General features: G+C 34.5%; 19 protein-coding genes. 8 read left to right on the top strand and 11 right to left on the bottom strand.

Annotated elements, in window-relative coordinates; genetic code table 11:
- Positions 1-29 precede the first annotated feature (29 nt).
- The 3 genes from BKM63_RS17775 to BKM63_RS17765 all read right to left on the bottom strand — a co-directional run bounded on the left by BKM63_RS17775 (position 30) and on the right by BKM63_RS17765 (position 3840).
- On the bottom strand, positions 30-452 hold the full coding sequence (locus tag BKM63_RS17775; RefSeq protein WP_123907091.1) for a hypothetical protein: 423 nt from the start codon (positions 450-452) through the stop codon (positions 30-32).
- Positions 445-2781, bottom strand: coding sequence for an ATP-dependent helicase (locus BKM63_RS17770; protein ID WP_071637901.1), 2337 nt, complete (start codon positions 2779-2781; stop codon positions 445-447). Before BKM63_RS17770 ends, BKM63_RS17775 begins: the two co-directional genes overlap by 8 nt.
- Positions 2782-3072: 291 nt before the next feature.
- Entirely contained in the window at positions 3073-3840 is a 768-nt protein-coding gene (locus tag BKM63_RS17765; protein WP_071637900.1) for a sulfite exporter TauE/SafE family protein, read from the bottom strand.
- 123 nt (positions 3841-3963) lie between these two features.
- Here BKM63_RS17765 and BKM63_RS17760 point away from each other — a divergent pair, with 123 nt between their 5' ends.
- The gene (locus BKM63_RS17760) at positions 3964-4485 is read left to right on the top strand and encodes a hypothetical protein (protein ID WP_071637899.1); all 522 of its coding nucleotides are present in this window, start codon (positions 3964-3966) and stop codon (positions 4483-4485) included.
- A gap of 2 nt (positions 4486-4487) precedes the next feature.
- On the opposite strand, the gene BKM63_RS17755 is transcribed toward BKM63_RS17760, so the two are convergent.
- The 3 genes from BKM63_RS17755 to BKM63_RS17745 all read right to left on the bottom strand — a co-directional run bounded on the left by BKM63_RS17755 (position 4488) and on the right by BKM63_RS17745 (position 8020).
- Positions 4488-4928 carry an HAD family hydrolase gene (locus tag BKM63_RS17755; RefSeq protein WP_071637898.1) on the bottom strand — a complete coding sequence of 147 codons (441 nt, stop codon included), beginning with the start codon at positions 4926-4928 and terminating at the stop codon, positions 4488-4490.
- Positions 4929-4938: 10 nt separating this feature from the next.
- Positions 4939-5844, bottom strand: a complete 906-nt coding sequence (locus BKM63_RS17750; RefSeq protein ID WP_071637897.1) for a patatin-like phospholipase family protein — start codon at positions 5842-5844, stop codon at positions 4939-4941.
- Between the two features lie 112 nt (positions 5845-5956).
- Positions 5957-8020, bottom strand: coding sequence for a M1 family metallopeptidase (locus tag BKM63_RS17745; protein WP_071637896.1), 2064 nt, complete (start codon positions 8018-8020; stop codon positions 5957-5959).
- Positions 8021-8119: 99 nt separating this feature from the next.
- On the opposite strand from BKM63_RS17745, the gene BKM63_RS17740 reads away from it, so the two are divergent.
- Genes BKM63_RS17740 through BKM63_RS17730 form a run of 3 tightly spaced genes read left to right on the top strand, consistent with a single transcriptional unit; the run spans position 8120 to position 9757 of the window.
- Positions 8120-8857 carry a diphthine--ammonia ligase gene (locus tag BKM63_RS17740; protein ID WP_071638164.1) on the top strand — a complete coding sequence of 246 codons (738 nt, stop codon included), beginning with the start codon at positions 8120-8122 and terminating at the stop codon, positions 8855-8857.
- The gene (locus BKM63_RS17735; protein WP_071637895.1) at positions 8857-9252 is read left to right on the top strand and encodes a hypothetical protein; all 396 of its coding nucleotides are present in this window, start codon (positions 8857-8859) and stop codon (positions 9250-9252) included. The genes BKM63_RS17740 and BKM63_RS17735 overlap by 1 nt, the downstream gene beginning before the upstream one ends.
- Position 9253: 1 nt before the next feature.
- On the top strand, positions 9254-9757 hold the full coding sequence (locus BKM63_RS17730) for a hypothetical protein (RefSeq protein ID WP_071637894.1): 504 nt from the start codon (positions 9254-9256) through the stop codon (positions 9755-9757).
- A 3-nt stretch (positions 9758-9760) separates the two neighbouring features.
- On the opposite strand, the gene BKM63_RS17725 is transcribed toward BKM63_RS17730, so the two are convergent.
- A complete protein-coding gene (locus BKM63_RS17725) occupies positions 9761-10300 on the bottom strand; it encodes a DUF1697 domain-containing protein (protein WP_071637893.1) in 540 nt (179 codons plus the stop codon).
- A gap of 51 nt (positions 10301-10351) precedes the next feature.
- Positions 10352-12124 (bottom strand): hypothetical protein, encoded by a 1773-nt coding sequence (locus BKM63_RS17720; RefSeq protein ID WP_242661180.1) that lies wholly within the window; start codon positions 12122-12124, stop codon positions 10352-10354.
- Positions 12125-12328: 204 nt separating this feature from the next.
- Here BKM63_RS17720 and recG point away from each other — a divergent pair, with 204 nt between their 5' ends.
- Positions 12329-14437 (top strand): ATP-dependent DNA helicase RecG, encoded by a 2109-nt coding sequence (gene recG / locus BKM63_RS17715; protein WP_071637892.1) that lies wholly within the window; start codon positions 12329-12331, stop codon positions 14435-14437.
- A 314-nt stretch (positions 14438-14751) separates the two neighbouring features.
- Here recG and BKM63_RS17710 read toward each other — a convergent pair whose 3' ends face one another.
- The 3 genes from BKM63_RS17710 to BKM63_RS17700 all read right to left on the bottom strand — a co-directional run bounded on the left by BKM63_RS17710 (position 14752) and on the right by BKM63_RS17700 (position 16924).
- Positions 14752-15360 (bottom strand): PAS domain-containing protein, encoded by a 609-nt coding sequence (locus BKM63_RS17710; RefSeq protein ID WP_071637891.1) that lies wholly within the window; start codon positions 15358-15360, stop codon positions 14752-14754.
- Positions 15361-15440: 80 nt separating this feature from the next.
- On the bottom strand, positions 15441-16295 hold the full coding sequence (locus BKM63_RS17705) for a hypothetical protein (RefSeq protein WP_071637890.1): 855 nt from the start codon (positions 16293-16295) through the stop codon (positions 15441-15443).
- Between the two features lie 29 nt (positions 16296-16324).
- Positions 16325-16924, bottom strand: a complete 600-nt coding sequence (locus BKM63_RS17700) for a peroxiredoxin family protein (RefSeq protein ID WP_071637889.1) — start codon at positions 16922-16924, stop codon at positions 16325-16327.
- Positions 16925-17494: 570 nt separating this feature from the next.
- On the opposite strand from BKM63_RS17700, the gene BKM63_RS17695 reads away from it, so the two are divergent.
- The 3 genes from BKM63_RS17695 to BKM63_RS17685 all read left to right on the top strand — a co-directional run bounded on the left by BKM63_RS17695 (position 17495) and on the right by BKM63_RS17685 (position 23127).
- A complete protein-coding gene (locus tag BKM63_RS17695; RefSeq protein ID WP_071637888.1) occupies positions 17495-18556 on the top strand; it encodes an efflux RND transporter periplasmic adaptor subunit in 1062 nt (353 codons plus the stop codon).
- 96 nt (positions 18557-18652) lie between these two features.
- Complete coding sequence (locus BKM63_RS17690; RefSeq protein WP_071637887.1) at positions 18653-21751, top strand: efflux RND transporter permease subunit; 3099 nt, start codon at positions 18653-18655, stop codon at positions 21749-21751.
- A 65-nt stretch (positions 21752-21816) separates the two neighbouring features.
- The gene (locus tag BKM63_RS17685; protein ID WP_071637886.1) at positions 21817-23127 is read left to right on the top strand and encodes a TolC family protein; all 1311 of its coding nucleotides are present in this window, start codon (positions 21817-21819) and stop codon (positions 23125-23127) included.
- The last annotated feature ends 12 nt before the right edge of the window (positions 23128-23139 follow it).

The raw sequence follows: 23139 nt of genomic DNA, 5'->3' as shown, positions 1-23139 counted from the left end.
CCTAATTTTAATGCTGCCTAATTAAGTCTTCAATAATCTATTGAATTTTCAAAATAGAATACATCGTTCTCTTCAATTTTTGCGTCAGATGGTTTTTCAGAAAAAAAGATCTCATTTACTCCAGTAAAACTATAATTTATTACAGTCAAATCGCCTGTTCGTGAATTTAATTTATAAAATTTACCGTTATCAATCCACCATCTTCCACTTTCGTTCCAAACTCTTACTTCACAATCTTTTGTCGAAGTAAAAACAATAAAGTATTTTCCAGTCTCATCTCTATTTATAGTCCAATATATTTTAGGGACAAGTGTGATTTTATCATATTCAGCACCCTTCCAATATCCGACTAACTTTTTATCATTTTTTCTTTCCAATTTTTCAGATTGCCCAAGAACATTTAAAGAAATCAAAAAGACAAAACTACATAATAAGATTTTCACACTATCCAACCACATCTAATTTAGCAAATCTTAGTAAGAGTTTTTTAATTCCTCCAACTTCAAATTTAATTTCGGCTTTTTTATCAGCTCCAACTCCTTCTAAATTAATCACTTCTCCTTTTCCAAAACGTTCGTGCATTACTACATTTCCCACCGTTAATTTATTATCAAATAAATTTGGCGCACCGCTGTTTGGATTAGTTCCTGCTACAGGTTTTAATTTACGGATATTCAAATCCGGTTTAGGATTATTATCTGTAATATGTTTAGGAGGTGTTCCTCCTACTGGTTTTGCTAATCGTAATTTTGATTTGTCAACATCACCAAAAATATCTCCGTCAATAGGTGATTTGTAACGATAATTACTTTCTGCCGGAGTTAGATATTCTAAATATTGTCCATCAATTTCTTCAATGAAACGGGACGGTTCACTATCGGTCAATTTTCCCCAGCGGTAACGAGATTGCGCATAAGTTAAATATGCCTGATGCTCTGCACGAGTTAAAGCTACGTAAAATAATCGACGTTCTTCTTCTAATTCGCTTCTGGTACTCATACTCATGGCACTCGGAAACAAATCTTCTTCCATTCCCACAACAAAAACATGAGGAAACTCTAGTCCTTTCGCTAGGTGAATGGTCATTAATGCGACACGATCTTCATCATTAGTATCTTTATCTAAATCTGTTGCCAGCGCTACATCTTCCATAAATTCAGATAAAGCCCCTCTCGCACCGTCGATTTCTTTTTGCCCTTCGGTAAAATCTTTAATACCGTTTAAAAGCTCTTCGATATTTTGAATTTTTGCCATTCCCTCCGGAGTAGCATCTTTTTTCAATTCCTGAACCAAACCTGTTTTCTTAGCAACATGATCAGTTATATAAAAAGCATCCTGATTTTGATCGATAACCTGAAAACTCTGAATCATCGTCACAAAATCTTTTAGTTTGTTTTTTGTGCCGGTATTCAGTTTTAAATCAATTTTATCGATATTTACCATTACTTCCCAAATCGAACGTTTGTAATGATTGGCTGCAATGGTCAGTTTTTCTACCGTTGTATCACCAATTCCACGTGCCGGATAATTGATCACACGAATTAGTGCTTCTTCGTCTTTTGGGTTAATTACCAAACGCAGATAACATAAAACATCTTTAATCTCCTTACGTTGATAGAATGATAATCCGCCATAAATTCGATACGGAATATCACGTTTTCTTAAAGCATCCTCCATCGCACGCGATTGTGCGTTGGTACGATACAAAATCGCAAAAGATCCATTATGAAGCTGGTTCTGCATTTTCTGTTCAAAAATCGTGCTGGCCACAAAACGTCCTTCTTCAGCATCTGTCAAACTTCTATGGACTTTAATTTTTGGCCCAAATTCATTTGCCGTCCAAACAACTTTATCAAGTTTGGTTTTATTATGCTCCATTACCGTATTTGCCGCCTCTACAATATTTCGGGTTGAGCGGTAATTCTGCTCCAAACGAAACATTACTACACCTTCGTAATCCTTTTGAAAGTTCAGGATATTATTAATATTCGCCCCGCGGAACGCATAAATACTCTGGGCATCATCACCAACCACACAAATATTCTGAAACCTGTCTGATAAAGCCCTAACAATCAAATACTGAGAGTGATTCGTATCCTGGTACTCATCAACCAGAATATAACGAAAACGATCCTGATATTTGGCCAGAACTTCCGGGAAACGGGTTAATAATTCATTGGTTTTCAATAACAAATCATCAAAATCCATAGCACCTGCTTTAAAACAGCGCTCTACATACTGCTGGTAAATTTCGCCCAATCTTGGTCTTTTTGCCATTGCATCGGCTTCAACCAATTCCGGATTATTGAAATACGCCTTAACCGTAATCAAACTGTTCTTATAACTAGATATACGTCCTAAAATCTGTTTTGGTTTGTAAACATCACGATCCAGCTGCATTTCTTTGATAATAGAAGAAATTAGTCTGGCCGAATCCTGAGAATCATAAATAGTAAAATTAGATGGATAACCCAAATGATCTGATTCTGAACGAAGAATACGTGCAAAAATCGAGTGAAAAGTTCCCATCCAAAGGTTTTTTGCTTCCGAAGCTCCCACAATATCCGAAATCCTGTGCTTCATTTCACGTGCTGCTTTATTGGTAAAAGTCAGCGACAAAATATTGAAAGCATCAACACCCTGAGCCATCAAATAAGCAATTCTAATCGTTAAAACACGAGTTTTTCCCGAACCTGCACCAGCAATAATAATCATTGGCCCGTCTTTTTTCAAAACAGGCTGTCGTTGCGCTTCGTTGAGCTGGTCAATATATTTCTGCATGTAATTTATCTCCTTTATATGCAAAAATAAGAATTAAAAGAGAAAGTTCCTAAGGTACTAAGACGCTAAGATGCTAAGTTTTTTTTGAAGCCAAACAATAGGCATTTTATTGAACATGGTTTCCCGCTTTCGGCTTTATCTCTTCATTTCATTACGAGGATACCGCCTCTATCGGGGTTAGGAAGTAAACATTTTTTTTTAGATTCTTAGATGCTAAGGCTCTAAGAGACTAAGGTTCTTTCTTTTTAACTAAACTTCAAGAACTTAGCCCCGAAGTTTCGGGATAGAAACTTATTTATAGAATACATCATAGGCAAATCGAATCAATGTTCCAACCACTACTATTAAAAAGAAAATCCGGATAAATCCGTTTCCTTTATTAATGGCGAGTTTTGCACCAAGCCAGCCGCCAAGTCCGTTGCTAATTGCCATCGGGACTGCTATTGTCCAGATTATTTTTCCTTTTATCATAAACAAACAAATCGAACCAAAATTCGTTGCCAGATTTACCATTTTAGCATTTGCCGAAGCGTGCAAAAAGTCAAAACCCAAAAGAGCTATAAAAGCAACTACAAAAAAACTTCCGGTTCCGGGGCCGATAAATCCGTCATAAAAACCAACAATCACACTAATAACAACCGCATAAATAATCTGAGTGGTCTGCGAATGATCTTTGGCAGTATGCTGCCCGAAGTTTTTCTTAGCGTATGTATAAATAAACAACAATGATAAAACCACAAGCAAAAGCGGTTTCATAAAATCATTGCTCACCATAGTTAAAATAGTAGAACCCAAAAATGCTGACGGAACCGCCAGGCACATCATAATTAAAAGTAATTTCCACTGAATAACTACTTTTTTAAGATATTGAAAAGCAGCAAAAGCAGTACCGCTGAAAGCTGGAATTTTTAAAGTTCCAATAACTGTTGAAACCGGAAGATTAGGCAGTAAAATCAGTCCCATTGGTGTCTGGATCAGTCCGCCTCCGCCCACAATGGCATCGATAAATCCTGCAGCAAAAGCAGCGAGACAGAGAAAAAATATGATGTATGAATCCATTAAAAGTGTGTTTTCATAAATTAAAAAAACAAGTAACAAAAGTACGGGTTACATTTTGTTTATTGCGAAATTTTAAAGTGGTTTTCTCACCAAAAAGTATATTTTTGCTAAAAAATTAACCCAATGGATTTTACAAGAATTATAGAATTAGCCAGTTATACATTACCTGCAATTGTTACTGGATTTGTAGCTTACCGTTTTTTTGAGCTGCATATTAAAAACAACGACAAAAAACGTGCATTTTTACTAAATAGAGAATATCAGAAACAATCTCTTCCAATACGTTTACAAGCCTACGAGCGTATGACCTTGTTTTTAGAGCGTATCAATCTGACTAAATTATTGATTAGAATTTCTCCTATTTCTCCCGATAAACATGATTATGAAAACTTTGTAATTGACCAAATTGAACAAGAATTTGAGCACAATTTAACACAGCAAATTTATATGTCTGACGAATGCTGGACAATCATTACAACTGCAAAAAACTCAACAATACAAATAATCCGTAAAGCAGCCATGAGCGATCGTGTTGACAGCGCTGATAAACTTCGTGAAGTTATTTTAAACGATTTATTAGAAAAGCAGTCGCCAAGTAATGCTGCTTTGGGATACATTAAAAATGAAGTTTCAGAATTGTGGTAAATCTAATCTTTGATTTTATCCAAAATAGTCTGAGTCCAATTTTCATCCGTCTCAGAAATCACAATAGTTTGAAATCCATACTTTTGACCTTCTAATTCAACTCCAAGTGAATCATCAATATGAATGTCAATTTTAAACATTGGAGGGAATTTAGAGCATCGAAAATTTTCTTTCTTAATTTTACTTAAGTGTTTCTGTTGGTTAATAATATAATCAACAGAAATGCCATAAGAATAAAACATACATTTTATTCGTAATTCGCTTCTGTACGATGTCGTATAAATATAGATTGTATGCTTTTGCTTCTTTAACTCTTTAAATAAATCAACTGTTCCTTCTCTAATACGTTCAATACCAAAAAGCTTTTGCAGCAAATTTGACCTTTCTAATTTAAATTTATTTTTGGCAATTAAAGTATCATCTAAATCAAAAGATATTTTCATATTTAAAATCCTAACTTAATTTATTGTCACTCATAACCTCAGATTTATTCTGAGCATATTCATAACCTTGCTCCCACCAATCCTTCATTACTTCTTTATTAAAAATAAGTGCATTATCCGTCAGTTTTGTTGGAGTGTAATATAAATTAAGTTTTACATCTTTGCTGTTTGCCATAAGTTTTCCTATAGCAATATCGTGTTTTTCAACCTGGTCTAAAGCAATTCTAAACAAATCAATCATTAGCGAAAATGGGTTTTTACCAATGACCATTTTGCTGGTATTTACTTCGGTTTCCAGAATAATTACGTCTATTTCGGTAGCGCCGCGATTGATAGCTTCACGAATGGGCACCAAGCTTGAAAATCCGCCGTCGCCATACTCATAATTGTTTTTGGTAACCAAACTCATAAACGGAACATAATTACTGGAAATCCACGACCATTCGCAAAATTCCTCATAAGTGCAGTCTTTAACCGATTTGTATTCTGATTCGTTTTTAGTAAAATTAGTTACAGTAATAATGACATCATTATCCAGCTTTTTGAGTTTATTAAAATCAGATATGGAGAAATTATTCTGAATGTATTTTTTCAAACCCTTGCTTTCGCCAAAGGTTCTTTTTCCTTTAAAAAACTGACGCAGTACATTAAAGTGATTGATCGTTACAATATCAATTCCCTCCTTTACTTTTACCACAAAAGGACAAATATTAAAAATACTTGCCATTGTAACATTGGTGTAAACAGAATGAATTTTTTTAATGTGCCCAAGTGCCAAATGCGGAATTAACAAACTGCCTGTAGATGTTCCTATAAATAAATCGTACTCGTGTTTTTTTTCTTCTATTAAATATTGTGCAACTCCTCCGGCAAATGCGCCTTTACTTCCTCCGCCAGAAATAACTAATGCTCTCATATAATAACTGTAGGTTTGTTTTTGTTTTGTTTTTGGAGAGAATAAAAAAAGAATATAGAGTACAGACTACAGCTTATTCGAAATAATCTATTTTCTATTCTCTAAATTCTCCTTATAATTCTTTTAATAAACGATTTAATTGAAATTGTTCGTCGGGGTTCAAATTAGGCAAAATTCTATTAAATGAAGCAAGCATTTCTGGATTTTTCAATAAAATTCTAATGGTGTCTCTTCCAAACTTAGAAAACTGCCACATATGATGCGTTGTAGCATTAACCAAATTAGTTAAGACATCATCATTTATAAATTTAAAAGCAATCAGTTTTTCTAAAGCGTTCTGACGAGTTGTAGCTTCATATTTTGTGGTTGAAAAAGCGGCTAACTCCTTTATTAATTCTTCCGGATTACTACTGTAATCTGGTGTAGACAACGCAAGGGAAAGCCATAAAGTACGCAGATTATAATCGTTAAAACCAATCCAGTTTTTCGATTTATTTAAATATTCTGTTCTGTGATTTGGGAAATTCTTCCATAGATAAAACAATGCTATTTCCTGGGTTTGGTATGATTTATCATCTAATAAAGTTTCGTATTCCATTCTAAAATCCTCCGGAATAACAGATAATGTTCCTGCTAAAGTCTGGCGAACCTGAAGATTATTCTGATGCAGCGCTTTTAGTAATAATTCTTTTTTGTCTTCGTATTTTTCTGTCTGCAATTGAGAAATAACAGCTTCTTTTACAGAATAATGAACATCAGAATCTAATGTTTGTTTTAAGAAATCAATTTTTTCACGTAATGGTGTTTTTTTCAATTTATCCACTTCTAAACGAACCTTAATTGCTTTGTTTTTGCTTAGCAAAGCGTTAGCAGTCGGCGTATCAAAAGCGGTCGATTCTAACCACGTTTTCTGAAACTGAACTAAATCAAAATCAGAAACTTTTTTAATTTCGTCGAAGAAATTCTGTGTGTTTACATTCTTAAAAGCATATTTATTCAAATAACTTTTTACGGCTTTTTTAAACGCTTTATCTCCAATTGATTCATGCAGCACAAAAAGTGTCCAGGCTCCTTTTTCATAAAAAGTAAGGGAACTTGCCTTTGCATTCAATACCGGAATTGCATCAGTTCTTGAAGCAAACTTTATCTGCTGGGCTGTATCGTATAATTTGGCATAAAAATAATCATCACCAAAAATATCTCGTTCTGCCAATAATGCATAATAAGTTGCAAAACCTTCCTGAAGCCAATGATGCGTACTGCTTTCGGCTGTGATTAAATCTCCAAACCAGTGATGTGCCAATTCGTGCGCATCGACATTAGTATAATTTCTATCTATAAAAGCAACATCATCAACAACATAACGCGTTGTAAAAAGTGTAGTTGTTGTATTTTCCATTCCGGCATATAAAAAATCCCGAACTGGAATCTGCCTGAAAATCTTCCAGGGATATTTAACACCAATTTCTTTTTCCAGAAAATCAAAAATACGTTTTGAATAACGATATGTTGGCTCAAAACGGGCCGTATCTTTGTTTTCCAGATAATATTCTAACGGAATTTTTGATTTGGAAGTAAAAACTCTTTTATCATATTTCCCAACAGAGAGAACCAGCAGATAAGAACTCATTGGATTTTCCATTTGGTACTGCCAGTGAATCTGATCGTTATTTTCGGTTTTACTTTTCAATACTCCATTTGAAACCACCTGATAATCTTTTTTATAGGAAATTCCGAGATTGAAAATCACTTTTTCATTGACATCATCAAAGCTTGGAAACCAATTACTGGTATATCTTCCTTGTCCCTGCGTCCAGATTTGCACCTCATTGTTTTCAATGTCTACAAAATATAAAGCTTGTTTGGGTTTTACATTGTAGTTAAATGTAAGATGATTATTTCCTGCTTGAAATTTATTCAGGATTTGTAACTCTTTGCCTGTATTAACAAAAACAACGTCTTTGCCATCAATTTGAACATTTGTAAACTCCATGTTTTTTCCATCAATTCTTATGGTATCAATTGGCTTCAAAACATCAAAATGGTAATCAATACGCCCTGAAATGGTTTTATTTGAATCGTTTATTGTTAATTGCCCTGAAACCGATTTAAAATCAACATATTGGGTTTGCTGCGCAAAAACGAAGGTGGTTACAAAAAGAAAAATATATTTCATTGAAAATTAATTAAAGGCAAAATCCAAAGTTACAAAGGTTTCATTTACAAATCGAATGAAATTTGTAAGTTTACAATAGAAAAATAATCAAACGTGTCTATACCTAAAAAAGCCTTATTTAATTGGAGCAGCGGAAAAGATTCTGCCCTTGCATTATATAAAATTCTTCAAAATCCAGATTATAAAATTGACTGTTTGTTAACCAGCGTTAATCAGCAGTATCAGCGAATTTCAATGCATGGCGTACGTGTTGAACTGTTGCAGGCTCAGGCAGAAAGCATTGGAATTCCGTTAAAAATCATGCAGATTCCGGAAATGCCCACAATGGAAGTTTATGAAAATGTAATGACTAAAACTTTAACAGAATTAAAAAATCAAGGCATAACACATTCTGTTTTTGGAGATATTTTCCTTGAAGACTTACGAGAGTATCGCGAAAAACAATTGGCTAAAATAGGTTTTGAAGGCGTTTTTCCAATTTGGAAAATTCCGTCTCACGATTTAATTCAGGAATTTCTATCACTGGGATTTAAAACCATTGTGGTTTGTGTAAACGAACGTTACTTAGACAAAAGCTTTGTGGGCAGAATTATAGATCAGGATTTCATAAATGATTTACCCGAAAATGTTGATGTTTGCGGAGAAAACGGTGAATTTCACACCTTTTCATTCGATGGTCCGATATTTTCGCAGCCTGTCCATTTTCAAGTCGGCGAAATTGTTTACCGTAAATATGAAAAACCTAAAAACACAGATTCTTCTAATACAGCTTGTGATACAGATTCATCTGATGCTTTTGATTATGGATTTTGGTATTGTGATTTAATTAAAAAATAATGAGTACATTTTATTTTAGAAAAATAATGTTCGTACTAGTTCTTGCCTCTATCAGCTGTTCTTTACAAAGTTGTTTGGTCAGCCGATGTGAAAGACCAAAAATTACAGGATATATTTATGATTCAGACTTCCAAACACCAATTGAAAAATGCAGGGTGGGCGAAACTTTCAGCAATGCTGACGGTTATTTTGAATTAGATGAAAAAAGATATCGTCAGTTTACGCTTTATGGTTTTGAAGCGCCAATTTTATCGGTCAATGAAAAAGTCGAAAAAGAAGGCTTCGAATCTCAAAACATTCAATTTATAACCCCACATGGCGGTGGAGCTAAAAAGGGCGCCCTGCATAATGCTGATACACTATATTTGAAAAAAGTAATGAAGAAAACGAATTAATATGTCTTTAAAAGAAAGCAAAGAAATAAAAAAAGTTCTGGGATTTCTGGAAGAAATCGGTATTAATGTTATTGAAAAAGAAGTAGAAACAAGTTTTTTACCCGGATTAGAATTAGGACCAAACTGTATTTATATTGATTATAATACATTATTATATCCAGGAGATATACTGCATGAAGCAGGACATCTTGCAGTTACTACTGCTGCAAACCGAAACTTAATTGGTACAACTGAAATTGCTGCTGACTGGCCTACGGAAGGAGAAGAAATCGCTGCTATTTTATGGTCTTATGCAGCATCTAATTATTTGCAGTTACCATTAGAATTTGTATTTCATCCCGATGGTTATAAAAACGATTCGGAATGGTTAATTTCAAATTTAAGTAATGGCACTTATATCGGACTTCCTTTTCTGGAATGGATAGGATTATGCGTTGGAAAAGAACGTGCAGAAAAAGAACAAAAAGCAGCCTTTCCTGCAATGCAGAAATGGCTGCGGGATTAAGTTTTATTCTTCGTACATTTTCAACAGATTCGTAACTGTATTCCAGTTTCGAATTGTGGATATGACATTAAGTTTTTTCTCAATATATTTTTGGTCAAACCTTGTTTTTCCGGCACCAACGGCATATTTAATAAAAATTCTGTTCCCGTCGATACTGGCTTCATCTGGTTTAAACTGACTAATTTTCAAGTCATTTATGCTTTCTTTTTTCAAAGCAATTGAAACAAAAGCAACATAAAGTTTCTTCGTATCTGCGTCTTTTTCCTTTAGAAAGGGATTGTTTTTAAAACACAATTCCAAATCTTCTTTTGTAATTACAATCGTAGGAACTTCATGTCCAAAGACTTTAAAAATTTCCTGTTTGATCATGAAACCCACTTTTGCAGCATCTTCTTCACTGTCTACAAAAACATTTCCCGACTGCAGATAAGTGCGGACATTTTGAAAACCAATATTTTCCAACATTGTTTTCAAAGCTTCCATTTTCATCATATTGTGGCCCGAAACATTAATACCGCGTAAAAGTGCTAAATGTGTTGTCATTCTTTAAATTTTAATCAAAGATAAAGATTCATTTGATGATTGCAGAAATAACTATTCGTCATCTTCGCCAATTTCTATATCAAATTTGATTAAGAAATCGTTTAATCGTTTTTTATACTTGTCTTTCGCTTGTTTTACAATCTCATCGGTTTCTTCGTTAGTTTCTATTGGATCAAGATTAAATTCTTTTTTAACCCATTGCTGAAACGCTTCTATATTATCATTTTCTGAGTAATATTCCTCGTCTTTATAGAAATAAGCCGAATCAAAATCAACTGAAATTTCTGTATCTAAAGTTAAAAGATGAATCAATTTTCGTGTATTTTCGGCTACGACATGAATTCCTCCTTCATCACCAAAAACAACTATTGGGCAGTTATTTAAATCATTATCAATCAACCAATACGCATACGAACTTCCGGAACCATTTGCTCCTGCAAATTCGATGAAACTATTATAAAATTCTTCCTCTTCAGACCAGGTTTTAATGCCGGTCTTATCGTCTGTTATGGTAAGTCCAAAACATTCTGAATACGTTTCTGCTCCATATTCCTGCTCAAACTCATATAATTTCACTAAATCTTCCGGCAAAGCATAACGGCCAAACTGAGCCGAAAAATCTTCTAATGAAAAACTGCTGTCGTATTCTGCATATTCTGTTTCATCTTCATCGTCGTCGTCATCTTCAGAAGGCTCAGCGGTAAGTACTTCAAAAGCTTTTATTGCCGCACCTTTTACACAAAACATCTCTATTCCCGGCGCTGTTTCATTATTCATCCATTGATACTTAGGATTTCCATCTTCATAAAGATATTCCAGTATAAGCATGATTTCTTCATTGTCATGACACCATAAAGCACGCATTCGAATATTAAATCCATTTCCAATTTCTTCCGAAATCTGGCTGTACTTTTTCCCTTCATAATCAAAAGGAATAAACGAATATGTAGTACCTGCAATATTTTTACTGATTCTGCCTATCTGCTTTACATATTCCAGTTCAGACAAAACTTCAACCATCTTTATAAACTCATCCCGGAAATTAGTATACATATACTTTTCCGTTTTATCGTAATTCAGGATCGAAAGTCCTTCCTTAAAGGCATCTTCGTAGTAATTATTTCCTAATGTTTCTGTTCCATAATCTGATATTTCAATAAATGAATCATCAACAATATCAGATAATTTATGAGTTGACGGAAAGTAATTTTCAATGGTAATTACTGTACCATCCTCGTCCGTAACATTACTGCAGATTAATACATCAGGACGGTTTATACTAATTATGGCCTGAACATCTGTAAAACGTTCAAAATGCATCAGCATATCATCACTGTAAATTAACCATGCTGTGACGTCTCCTTTTACAAAAAGTTCTCCGTGATTGTATTCTCCCAAAAGAGCATCACATTTTACGCCGCCGCCTAAGTAATGAACACTTCCAAATAAAGTAATATTTACCGATGTAGTTTCTCCGAATACAATTAAAGCTGGTGAATTGTCCGTATCAAAAGAACTGATTAGTTTCTTAACACTTAGGTTACCTTTAAAAATAAATCCTAGAATGAAAATATCGGGATGTTCCTCTGTACTAAAATCCATTTCAAACGAATCCATTTCTACATCATCTTCTGCTAATAGAAAAATTGGATTTTCTTCATAATCAGGAAAACGCCAGGTATCTTCAAAAACGTTGTATATTTTTTCGTTATTAAAATTGGTAAGATTTCCAATAATATCGTGAGCTGCATGTCGATTAATCACTTTAAATGTAATACCGGCAAACTCTAAGGTTTCAAAAGGAATTTTTTCTTCGTTAATCATATCAGGGGCTTATATCTTAAACATTTTAACAAATCTAAGAATTATCTTTATTTGTTAAAATACTTATCCAATTATTTCAGGCTTTTAAATTTCCTAATTAAGAATTATATTCGCTGTCTGTAAAATTTAAAAATCCATTCCGTCCCGAGGTTTCGGGATCAAAACCAAATCCTCAATCTAAACTCTAAAATCTAAAACTCCTCTATGTCTAACAATCTTCTGGAAACTCCTATTGAATACCTAAAAGGTGTTGGCCCAAGCCGCGGTCAATTGCTTCGTAAGGAATTAGGAATTCATAAATATGGAGATTTAGTTAACTTTTACCCCAATCGTTACATTGACAGAACGCGTTATTATAAGATTAACGAACTGCAGAATACAGGAAGTGAAGTTCAGATTATTGGAAAAATCATCAACATAAAAACCGTTGAATTTGCCAAAAACAAAAAACGCCTGGTTGCCGCTTTTGTGGATGAAACCGGGCAGATTGACTTAAACTGGTTTCAGGGACATAAATGGATTCGCGAGAGTTTAAAGCTAAATGAACAAGTCGTTATTTTTGGAAAATGCTCTTTGTACGGAAGCCAATTCAGTATGGCACATCCGGAAATTGAACTGCTGAGCGAACATGAAAAGAGCCTTCGTTCAGCTATGCAGCCCGTTTATCCGTCTACTGAAACGCTGACAAACAGAGGAATTTCCAACCGAACAATAAATAAGCTCATGGAGCAATTGTTTATTGAAACCCAGGCTTTGTTTACCGAAACTTTTCCGCCTTATTTGATAGAAGAGTTAAAACTGATTCCGAAGAGAGCAGCCATATTCAACATACATTTTCCGAAAAGTGCAGATGCTCTGGCAAAAGCCCAGTTCCGATTAAAATTTGAGGAATTGTTTTTTATTCAACTTCAGTTAATCACTAAAAATCTAATCAGAAAACACAAAATAAAAGGACATCCGTTTACAAAAGTGGGTGAACTTTTTAATGATTTTTATCAAAATCACCTTCCATTTGCGCTGACCAATGCGCAGAAAAGGGTTATAAAAGAAATCCGATCGGATATGGGAAGCAATGCCCAGATGAACCGATTACTGCAGGGAGATGTAGGTTCCGGAAAGACAATCGTGGCTTTTATGAGTATGCTTTTGGCTATTGATAATGGTTTTCAGGCCTGTTTGATGGCACCAACAGAAATTCTGGCCAACCAGCATTTTATTGGTTTATCAGAATTTGCCAATACGCTAAACATCAACATTAAAATATTAACCGGTTCGACTAAAACTTCCGAAAGAAAAATTATTCATGAAGATCTCGAAAATGGAAGTCTGCAGATTTTAATTGGAACACATGCTTTATTAGAAGACAAAGTAAAATTCAAAAATCTTGGTTTAGCCGTAATCGACGAGCAGCATCGTTTTGGTGTCGAGCAAAGATCAAAATTGTGGAAGAAAAATGATATTCCGCCGCATGTTTTGGTAATGACGGCAACGCCAATTCCAAGAACTTTAGCGATGAGTTTATACGGCGATTTGGACATTTCAGTAATTGATGAATTACCGCCGGGAAGAAAACCTATTGAAACGGCACATCGTTATGATACCAACCGCTTAAAAGTCTGGAAATTCCTGCGTGATGAAATTGCTAAAGGAAGACAGATTTATATCGTTTATCCGCTTATTCAGGAATCTGAAAAAATGGATTATAAAGATTTAATGGATGGCTACGAAAGTATTTCAAGAGATTTTCCTTTGCCTCAATATTCGATTTCCATTCTGCACGGAAAAATGAAACCGGCTGATAAAGATGCCGAAATGAAACGTTTCTCCGAAGGAAAAACCAATATTATGGTCGCTACAACCGTAATTGAAGTTGGTGTAAACGTTCCAAACGCCAGCGTTATGATTATTGAAAGTGCAGAACGTTTTGGTCTTTCACAGTTACATCAGTTACGCGGACGCGTAGGCCGAGGCGCTGAGCAGAGTTATTGTATTTTAATGACGAGCCACAAGTTAAGCACCGACAGCAAAACCAGAATGGAAACGATGGTTGGAACTAATGATGGTTTCGAAATTGCCGAAGTCGATCTTAAACTCCGCGGTCCGGGAGATTTAATGGGAACACAGCAAAGCGGTGTTTTAAACCTGCAGATCGCTGATATTGTAAAGGACAGAGAGATTTTATCTTTAGCCCGAAACTACGCCATGAAAATTTTAAAAGAAGATCCTCCTTTACAAAAACCAGAACATGCAGTCTTGAAAATGGTTTTTATAGAATTGACAAAGAAAAAGAATATTTGGAATTATATTTCTTAAGGTGCTAAGATTCTGAGGTACTGAGGTGCTGAGTTGCTGAGGTTTTTAGTAAAAATAGAAATAATACGGAGCATAAATAATGAATTGTCATCCTGAGCGAAGTCGAAGGTTTATGAAAACCTGAACATATTTTTTAAAGATACTTTGCTACTCTGTACCTAAAAAAACTTAGCCCCTAAGTACCTCAGAACCTTAGAACCTAAAAAAAAATACACTTCAATGTTTTTCTAATATTCAGGTGATTTAGATTTGTTGGGGGCAAATTTTTAGTGAATATTTTGAGTTGGTACAATGAAGCGTATTTAGGTTTTTTATTACTTCTTTGGCGGACTTTTCTTTTCGAATATACCGCTAAACAAGCCTTTGCTTATTTTATTTTTATCGTCTTTTCCCGTAGCGATTAAGTGGTCGACGTATTCCATGTACGTTTTCTTTCGTTCCTCTAAAAAACCAACCAGATATTCTTCAGAAGCGTTTATGCCGCTCGCCTCTTCTATCTGCAGCAGTTTTTTATATAAAGGTTCAATAAATTTTGTGATGATAGGTTCCGGAACTGATTTTCGGGTTCCGAAATACCCTACTATATCACCATCTCCATTCGTATCAGATATAATTTTAAAATCGGTAACAACCCAGTAATAGCGTCCGGTTTTAGCCATGTTCTTTATAATGACATGAATATTTTCGCTGGATTTGATACTGTCCCATAAGAATTTAAAAATTACTTTCGGCATATCAGGATGCCTCACAATATTGTGAGGCTGCCCTATAAGTTCAAATTCATCGTATCCGGAAACATCTATGAAATCTTCATTGGCATACAGAATTGTTCCGTTTTTATCTGTTTTACTAAGTAATACTTTATTTTTATTCCAGTCGACTTCTCGGTCAGAGGGAGTTGGGCGGGTAAATCTTGTATCCATAAATTTTCTATTAAAAATTAATAAATAATGGCAGCGCTGCGTGTAAAAATGTTTTTTTTTGGAAGTTGATTTTTACTGTCTTAATTTCTGCTGTTCGTAGATTTTACATGAATGTCATTCACTAAATCATCAATTTTTTTAGCGCTTTCTCTCATCATATCCAAGTAAGTCAAAAGCTTATCATTATCTGTATGTCCTTTCGAAACATCAATTAATTTTAAAACAGAATTTACAGGAAGTTTTAAGTCTAAAGTAGTTCTGTGAATAAAGTCATTGTATTCTTTTGTAGCCGACATAGAGCTGAATTTAGCCGAAGCCAGTTTCATGTTTTCTAATTCATATTCATCCGAAATTTTAGAAATATGATTTTCGCTATGCTCTTTAAAATAATACGCCCAATAACCATTCATAAAAAATACAACGGCCGCTAAAACAGTGTGAATAATAAGCGTTTCTAAATCAAAATTTACCTGAGAAAAATAAACCTGAAGACCGTTTGCATCATTATAAACGAAGTTCTGCAAATAAGCAAGACCAGCATGATGAAGCACCACCAAAAGCGTTAACGGAATCTGAAGTTTCCAGTTTTGATAAATAATTAAGATCGTACTGGCAATGAAAACCGTAAAATGCATTTCGAACATACCATGCATTTGGTAAATATACTGAGCCATAAAAATCGCCAGTACAACGGATAAAACATATTGATAGAATTTAGAATTCTTCATAAACAACTTTGCCGAATAATAGGCCAGGAGATTCAGCGTTCCTACTCCCACTCCTATTTCGAAAGTATCGTATTTAAAGGATAATCCAATTCCGAGAAGAAAATAAACGGCTAGAACATAATTGATAATTGTATCTGATTTTTGTGTCATGGTAGACATAAAATTATGCAGATAATCTTGCTCATTCAAACTGGCTTTTGTTTTCATAGGTTTAAAAAATTAAGTTAGTGATAGATTTATTTAGTGCATTTTGGTAACGAACATCCGTAAGCTCTTAGAGCTAAAGCATTAAATGAGGGCGCATTATTTTGTTTTAACAGCGAGTCAATCGCCATTTGAGCGTAATTACTGTCAGCATCTGTACAGTATCTGGTTTTGTTGTAATTACCACGATAATATAAATTATGTGATGGATCTAAAAGAACAGCCTGAGGAGTTGAAATTACACCGCATTTTTGGGCAATTCCTTCGTCAAAATATACAGGAATTTCGGCACCAAATTTCTCTTGGATTTCTTTTATGGAAAAAGTCTTTTGTTTGTTTAAAACAACGATTTTGAAATTGATTTTATCCCCGTACTTTTTAATTAATCCGCTAACATGAGGCACATTAAATCGTGAGCAGGGACAATCCGGATTAAAGAAATGAAAAAAAACAGGTTTATTATCAAAAGCACAGCATTGCGATAAATCGATTTTAGAACCCATTGCTATAGTATGATAGTTTTTGGGAATGGGCGTAGGAAGACTATATTTAAATTCATTCTGCCAAAAAAGAAAGCCTATCGAAGCCAGTAATAATGTAAACCATAAACTTAGGAGTATTTTTTTCTTCATATAATATTTTTAGTAATTAAGAACGAAAATTATAAACACTTGTTAATACAATTATTAATCAAATTCTTTAAAAAACACAAAAAACTACACCAAGCCTACAACTTAAATCAAAATATTAAGAGTATTCCTTAATAAATACTACAAATATTATCATTTTGTTTAACATATCAATAATACAAATAAAATCGATAAACTGCAAAGAAAATCGGACAAAAACGAAAAATTTTACTAAAGTTTAGTAACCACACAGCTTCCCTTTGATTTTTAAATAGTAAACCCAAAATATTTTTATATCTATAAAAACACTATCTACCTGATTTAAAACAAAATACAAACTATCTTCCAAAAAAAGTTAAGAATAATGTAAAAAAAACACCTTTGCTTTTAAACCTTTTATCAAAATCAACATCTAACCGCAAACTTTTTACGACTATGCACTCCCAAATATGATTTAAAATTACTGTCATCCAAATGTTAAATAAAAGCTAACATCTTTTGGTTTCGGTACAAAAAGTTAAATTTGCTAGCTGCTAAAAACATACACCAAAAACATATATTCACCTCAATTTTATGAAACTAAAACACCTAATCTACGCCCTTATAATCATTGTTTTAGGAGGATTTATCACCTATAGAATAATATCCAATAAAGGCAAAAACGAAGAATCTAAAAAATTTGGCGACAAAGATGCTCCAACAACGGTAAGCGGAATTGTCATCAAAACTTCGACATTTGATAATAATTTATCTTTATCGGGTTCTATCGAAGCCAATGAACAAATTGAAATCCATAGTGAAGTTTCAGGTATTGTAGAGGGGATTTACTTTAATGAAGGAACGTATGTGAACAAAGGTCAGGTACTTTTTAAAGTAAACGACATCGAGCTTAAAGCACAATTGCGACAAGCCGTTACCAAAGAAGGTTTAGCAGCAGAAAACGAAAGAAGAGCCAAATTATTACTTCAAAAAGAAGCCATCAGCCAGGAAGAAGCTGATGTTGCCAGAGCAGATCACGCTTCGGCGCAAGCCCAAACACAATTAATCAGAGCGCAAATATCTAAAACATCGGTAAAAGCCCCTTTTTCAGGAAAAATAGGTCTTCGTTCCATTTCACCGGGAACTTACATTACACCAACTGTTTTGGTAGCAAAATTGGTTAATACAGGAAAATTAAAAATTACATTCTCTATTCCGGAGAAATATGCTTCGCAGGTACAATCAGGATCTACAATTGATTTTACTGTTTCTGGTTCAGATAAAACATATACAGCAAAAATATACGCCATTGAGCCTGAAGTGGCAGTTGCAACACGTACATTGCAAATTCGCGCCATTGCTGACAATACCGACGGTAAACTTTTCCCTGGAACTTTTGCTGATGTCAAATTACCATTAAATATTATTAAAGACGCTATAGTTGTACCTTCTCAGGCTATCATACCCATTCAGGACGGTAAAAAAGTTTTTATTGCCAATATGGGCAAAGCAAAAGAAGTTATGGTGGATGCCACAACAAGAACTGATTCTTCAATTTTGATTTTATCAGGATTAAAAGCCGGTGACACTTTAATTACAAGCGGTGTTATGTCATTGAAAAACGAAGCACCAATTAAAGTTAAAATTAGTAAGTAAGAAGTTATGGGTTATTAGGTTATGAGTTTAAGCCGTAAAACTTACGACAATACTCTTTAATCTATTTTCTATATTCTAAAAAATCTAAAATCACACATGAGTTTATCAACTACAAGTATAAAAAGACCTGTTTTAACCATTGTACTGAATCTATTAATTATATTATTCGGTTTTATTGGTTATACTTTTTTGGGTGTTCGAGAATTTCCTTCGATAGATCCGGCGCAGGTTTCTATCCGAACCAATTACACCGGAGCCAATTCTGATATTATCGAATCGCAGATTACAGAACCTCTTGAAAAAGCCGTAAATGCCATTGACGGAATTAGAAATATAACTTCTTCGAGTAATCAGGGAAGCAGTAATATTACCATCGAGTTTAATCTGGATAAAGATTTAGAAGAAGCTGCAAACGACGTTCGTGATAAAGTTTCGCAAGCCATTAGAAGTTTACCGCAGGACATTGATGCACCGCCGGTTGTTTCAAAAGCAGATGCCGATAGTGACGCTATTATTTCGATGACCGTTCAGAGTGATACCCGAAGCTCATTAGAATTAAGTGATTATGCCGAAAATGTTATTTCACAGCGATTAGAAACTATTCCGGGAGTAAGTGCGGTTCAAATTTGGGGTCAGAAACGCTATGCCATGCGTTTATGGATCGATCCGGTAAAACTTGCTGCTTATGGCTGTACAGTTGCCGAAGTTCGTGATGCCTTAAATGCCCAAAATGTTGAACTTCCGTCAGGAAAACTAACCGGAAATAACACCGAATTAACTGTAAAAACGGTTGGAAACCTTTCTAAAGCCGAAGAGTTCAATAATATTATTATCCGTACAGATGGCGACAAAATTGTTCGTCTAAGTGATGTTGGCGGTGCCGAATTAGGCCCTGAAAATCTGGAAACAAAATTAAGCCAGTCAGGACTTCCTTTAATTGGTTTGGCCATTGTACCGATGCCGGGAGCCAATTATTTGGATATTTCCAAAGAGTTTTACAAAAAATACGAGGCACTTAAAAAAGATCTTCCAAAAGATATTAAGCTGAATATCGCTCTTGATAACACCATTTTCGTAAAAAAATCAGTACTCGAAGTAGCCGAAACTTTAGGAATTTCTATTGTTCTGGTAATCATTATTATATATTTATTCTTTAGAGACTGGGCAATCGCTTTCAGACCTTTAATTGATATCCCGGTTTCGTTAATTGCTACGTTTTTTATTATGTGGCTTTTCGGATTCTCGATCAATGTATTAACTTTATTAGCAATTGTTCTGGCAACCGGTCTGGTTGTAGATGACGGAATTGTTGTTACCGAAAACATCTTTAAAAAGGTAGAAGAAGGAATGTCGCCAATTGAAGCTGCGATTAAAGGTTCAAATGAAATTTTCTATGCTGTAATTTCGATTTCGGTAACTTTAGCAGCGGTATTTTTACCAGTAATCTTTTTGGAAGGTTTCGTTGGCCGACTCTTTAGGGAATTTGGAGTCGTAATTGGAGCCGCTGTATTAATTTCCGCCTTTGTATCCCTGACTTTAACGCCAATGTTGAATGCCTATTTAATGAAAGGCGGCGAACAGAAAAAATCTAAATTTTACATCAAAACAGAACCTTTTTTTGAGAAGATGAACAGCAGTTATGCCGAAGCGCTGACTAAATTCATGGACAGAAAATGGATCAGTTTCCCTATTTTAATTGCTTGTTTTGGATTGATTTATTTGTTTTTTACTATTCTTCCAAAAGAAACCGCACCTTATGATGACAGAAGCTCTGTAACCATGCGTATGACAACTCCCGAAGGATCTTCATACGAATATACAGACCGTTTTATGCAGGAAATTTCGAAATTAATTGACGATTCTATTCCGGAGAAAAAAGTAAGTTTGGTAATTACATCTCCCGGATTCAGCTCGAATTCCGTAAACAGCGGATTGGTAAGGCTTACCTTAAAAGATGTTGATGAAAGAGAAAAATCTCAAAAAGACATTGCTGACAAACTGACTAAATGGACGAAGCAATATCCTAATGCTAAAACTTCTGTGACACAACAGCCTACAATTGCGGTTAACAGACGTGGTGGACTGCCGATACAATATATCATTCAGGCTCCTAATTTTGACAAATTAAGAGAAAAAATCCCTGTTTTCATGAACGAGGTTGGTAAAAGCGATGTGTTTTCGACCACCGATGTGAATTTAAAATTCAACAAACCGGAGATTAATGTAAGTATTGACCGTGCCAAAGCCGAAAGTTTAGGAATTTCTATTATTGATATTGCCCAGACTTTACAGCTTTCTTTAAGCGGACAGCGTTTTGGTTATTTCATTAAAAACGGAAAACAATATCAGGTTATTGGTCAGTTTGATCAAAAAGACAGATCGAAACCTTTAGATTTGACTTCGATGTTTGTAAAAAACAAAAAAGGCGAATTAATCCAGATGGACAACGTTGTAAAAGTAGCTGAACAAAGTAATCCGCCTCAATTGTACCATAACAATCGTTATATGTCAGCAACAGTTGCGGCTGGTTTAGCTCCTGGAAAAAGTATCAGTGATGGTATTCAGGAAATGGACAGAATTAAAGCTAAAGTTTTAGACGAGAGTTTTACAACTGATTTAAGTGGAGAATCAAGAGATTTTGTGGAAAGCAGCTCTAATACTTCTTTCGCTTTTGGATTGGCTTTATTATTAATCTTCTTAATTCTTGCTGCACAATTTGAGAGTTTTATCGATCCGTTTATTATCATTTTAACCGTGCCAATGGCGGTTGCAGGAGCTTTATTTTCACTTTGGTTATTCAATCAGACCTGGAATATTTTCAGCCAGATTGGAACCGTAATGCTTATTGGACTGGTGACCAAAAATGGTATTCTAATTGTGGAATTTGCCAATCAGCTGCGAGAACAGGGCAAACCAAAAATGGAAGCCATTCTTGAAGCTTCAGAAGCACGTTTACGTCCAATTTTAATGACGAGTCTGGCCATTGCTTTAGGTGCATTGCCAATTGCAATGTCGCTTGGAGCCGCTTCTACCAGTAGAATTGGTATGGGAGTTGTAATTGTGGGAGGAACTATTTTTTCTCTTGCACTGACGCTTTTTGTTATTCCGGCCATTTATTTCATGTGGTCAAGAGCCCGTAAACATTATCCGGAATTTGATCATATCGACGAATACGAAAAAGATAGTATAAAATAGCATCCAAAAAAATTCACGAATTTTACAATGTTGAATTCGTGAATTTCCGGTAAAAGAAAATAACCATGAATATTAAAAATATATACCACATTTTAATAGCTGTTTTTCTGTGCACCATCAACGTGAAAGCACAGGAAGTTTTGACTATTGAAGAAGCAATGAAAATCGCTTTAGAGAATAATTTCGAAATTAAAATTGCTAAAAATAATTCGACTATCAGCGAAACAAATGCTACCGTTGGAAATGCCGGTATCCTGCCAACTGCAACAGCTAATATTGTAGACAACAACAGCGTTACAAACTCAACGCAGGTCCGCCAGGACGGTACATCGACTACATTAAATAATGCAAAAAATAACAGCTTGACATACGGCGTAAGCTTAGGCTGGACTGTTTTTGACGGAATGAGAATGTTTGCCAGATACGATCACTTAAAAGAACTTCAGAAATTAGGCGATGCCGAATTAAAAAGAACTATTCTGATAAAAATTGGTCAGGTAAATTCAGCTTATTATGATTTAGTACAACAGCAGCATCAACTGGCGGCTTTAGACACTACAATTGTAATTTCAAAACAAAGGGTTGAATTAGCGCAAAACCGTTTCACTATTGGTAAAGCTTCAAAATTAGAAGTTTTAAACGCTCAGGTTGACTTAAATACAGATCAGGTTGCCCTTTTAAGACAAAAAGAATCGTATGCAAATGCTAAAATATTATTAAACCAATATTTAGCTCGTGATCCTAAAATTAATTTCACAGTGACTGATGAAGTTACAGTGGATGACAAACTGGTTTTAAACGACTTAATGGATTTGGCACAAAAACAAAATCCGGCTTTAGAATCACAGATTATCAATAAACGTATTGCCGAATTACAGCTCAAACAAGTAAAAGCAAGCCGATATCCAACTGTAAATTTAACTTCGGGTTATAACTTTGCTGAAAGCCAGTCCAGTTTAGGATTTACAAGCGAAAACTCTTCAAAGGGTTTTACTTATGGTTTTAATGCTTCGATGAATATCTTTGACGGTTTTAATCAGCACCGAAATGAAAAAGTGGCAAAACTTCAAATTGAAAATTCTCAAATTGCTATTGAACAGCAAAATATGATTTTGAATACGCAGCTGAGTACTGCATTTCAAACTTATTTAACCAATTTAGAATTAATTGATTTAGAAGAGGATAACGAAGCTATTGCCAAACAAAATTTGGATATTACGCTGGATAAATTTAGAATTGGAACCATTACAACCCTTGATTTTAGAACTGCTCAATTGAATTATGTGAATGCAAAAGTACGCTACAGCAACGCACAATATGAAGCAAAATTATCTGAAATTGCACTAAAAGAATTAGCGGGAAATATTAATTTTTAAACTAAATTTGTT

The organism is Flavobacterium johnsoniae, assembly GCF_001879205.1.
GTDB lineage: Bacteria > Bacteroidota > Bacteroidia > Flavobacteriales > Flavobacteriaceae > Flavobacterium > Flavobacterium johnsoniae_A.
Note: the sequence above shows the minus strand (reverse complement) of the source record. Positions and strands in the feature narration are given on the sequence as shown.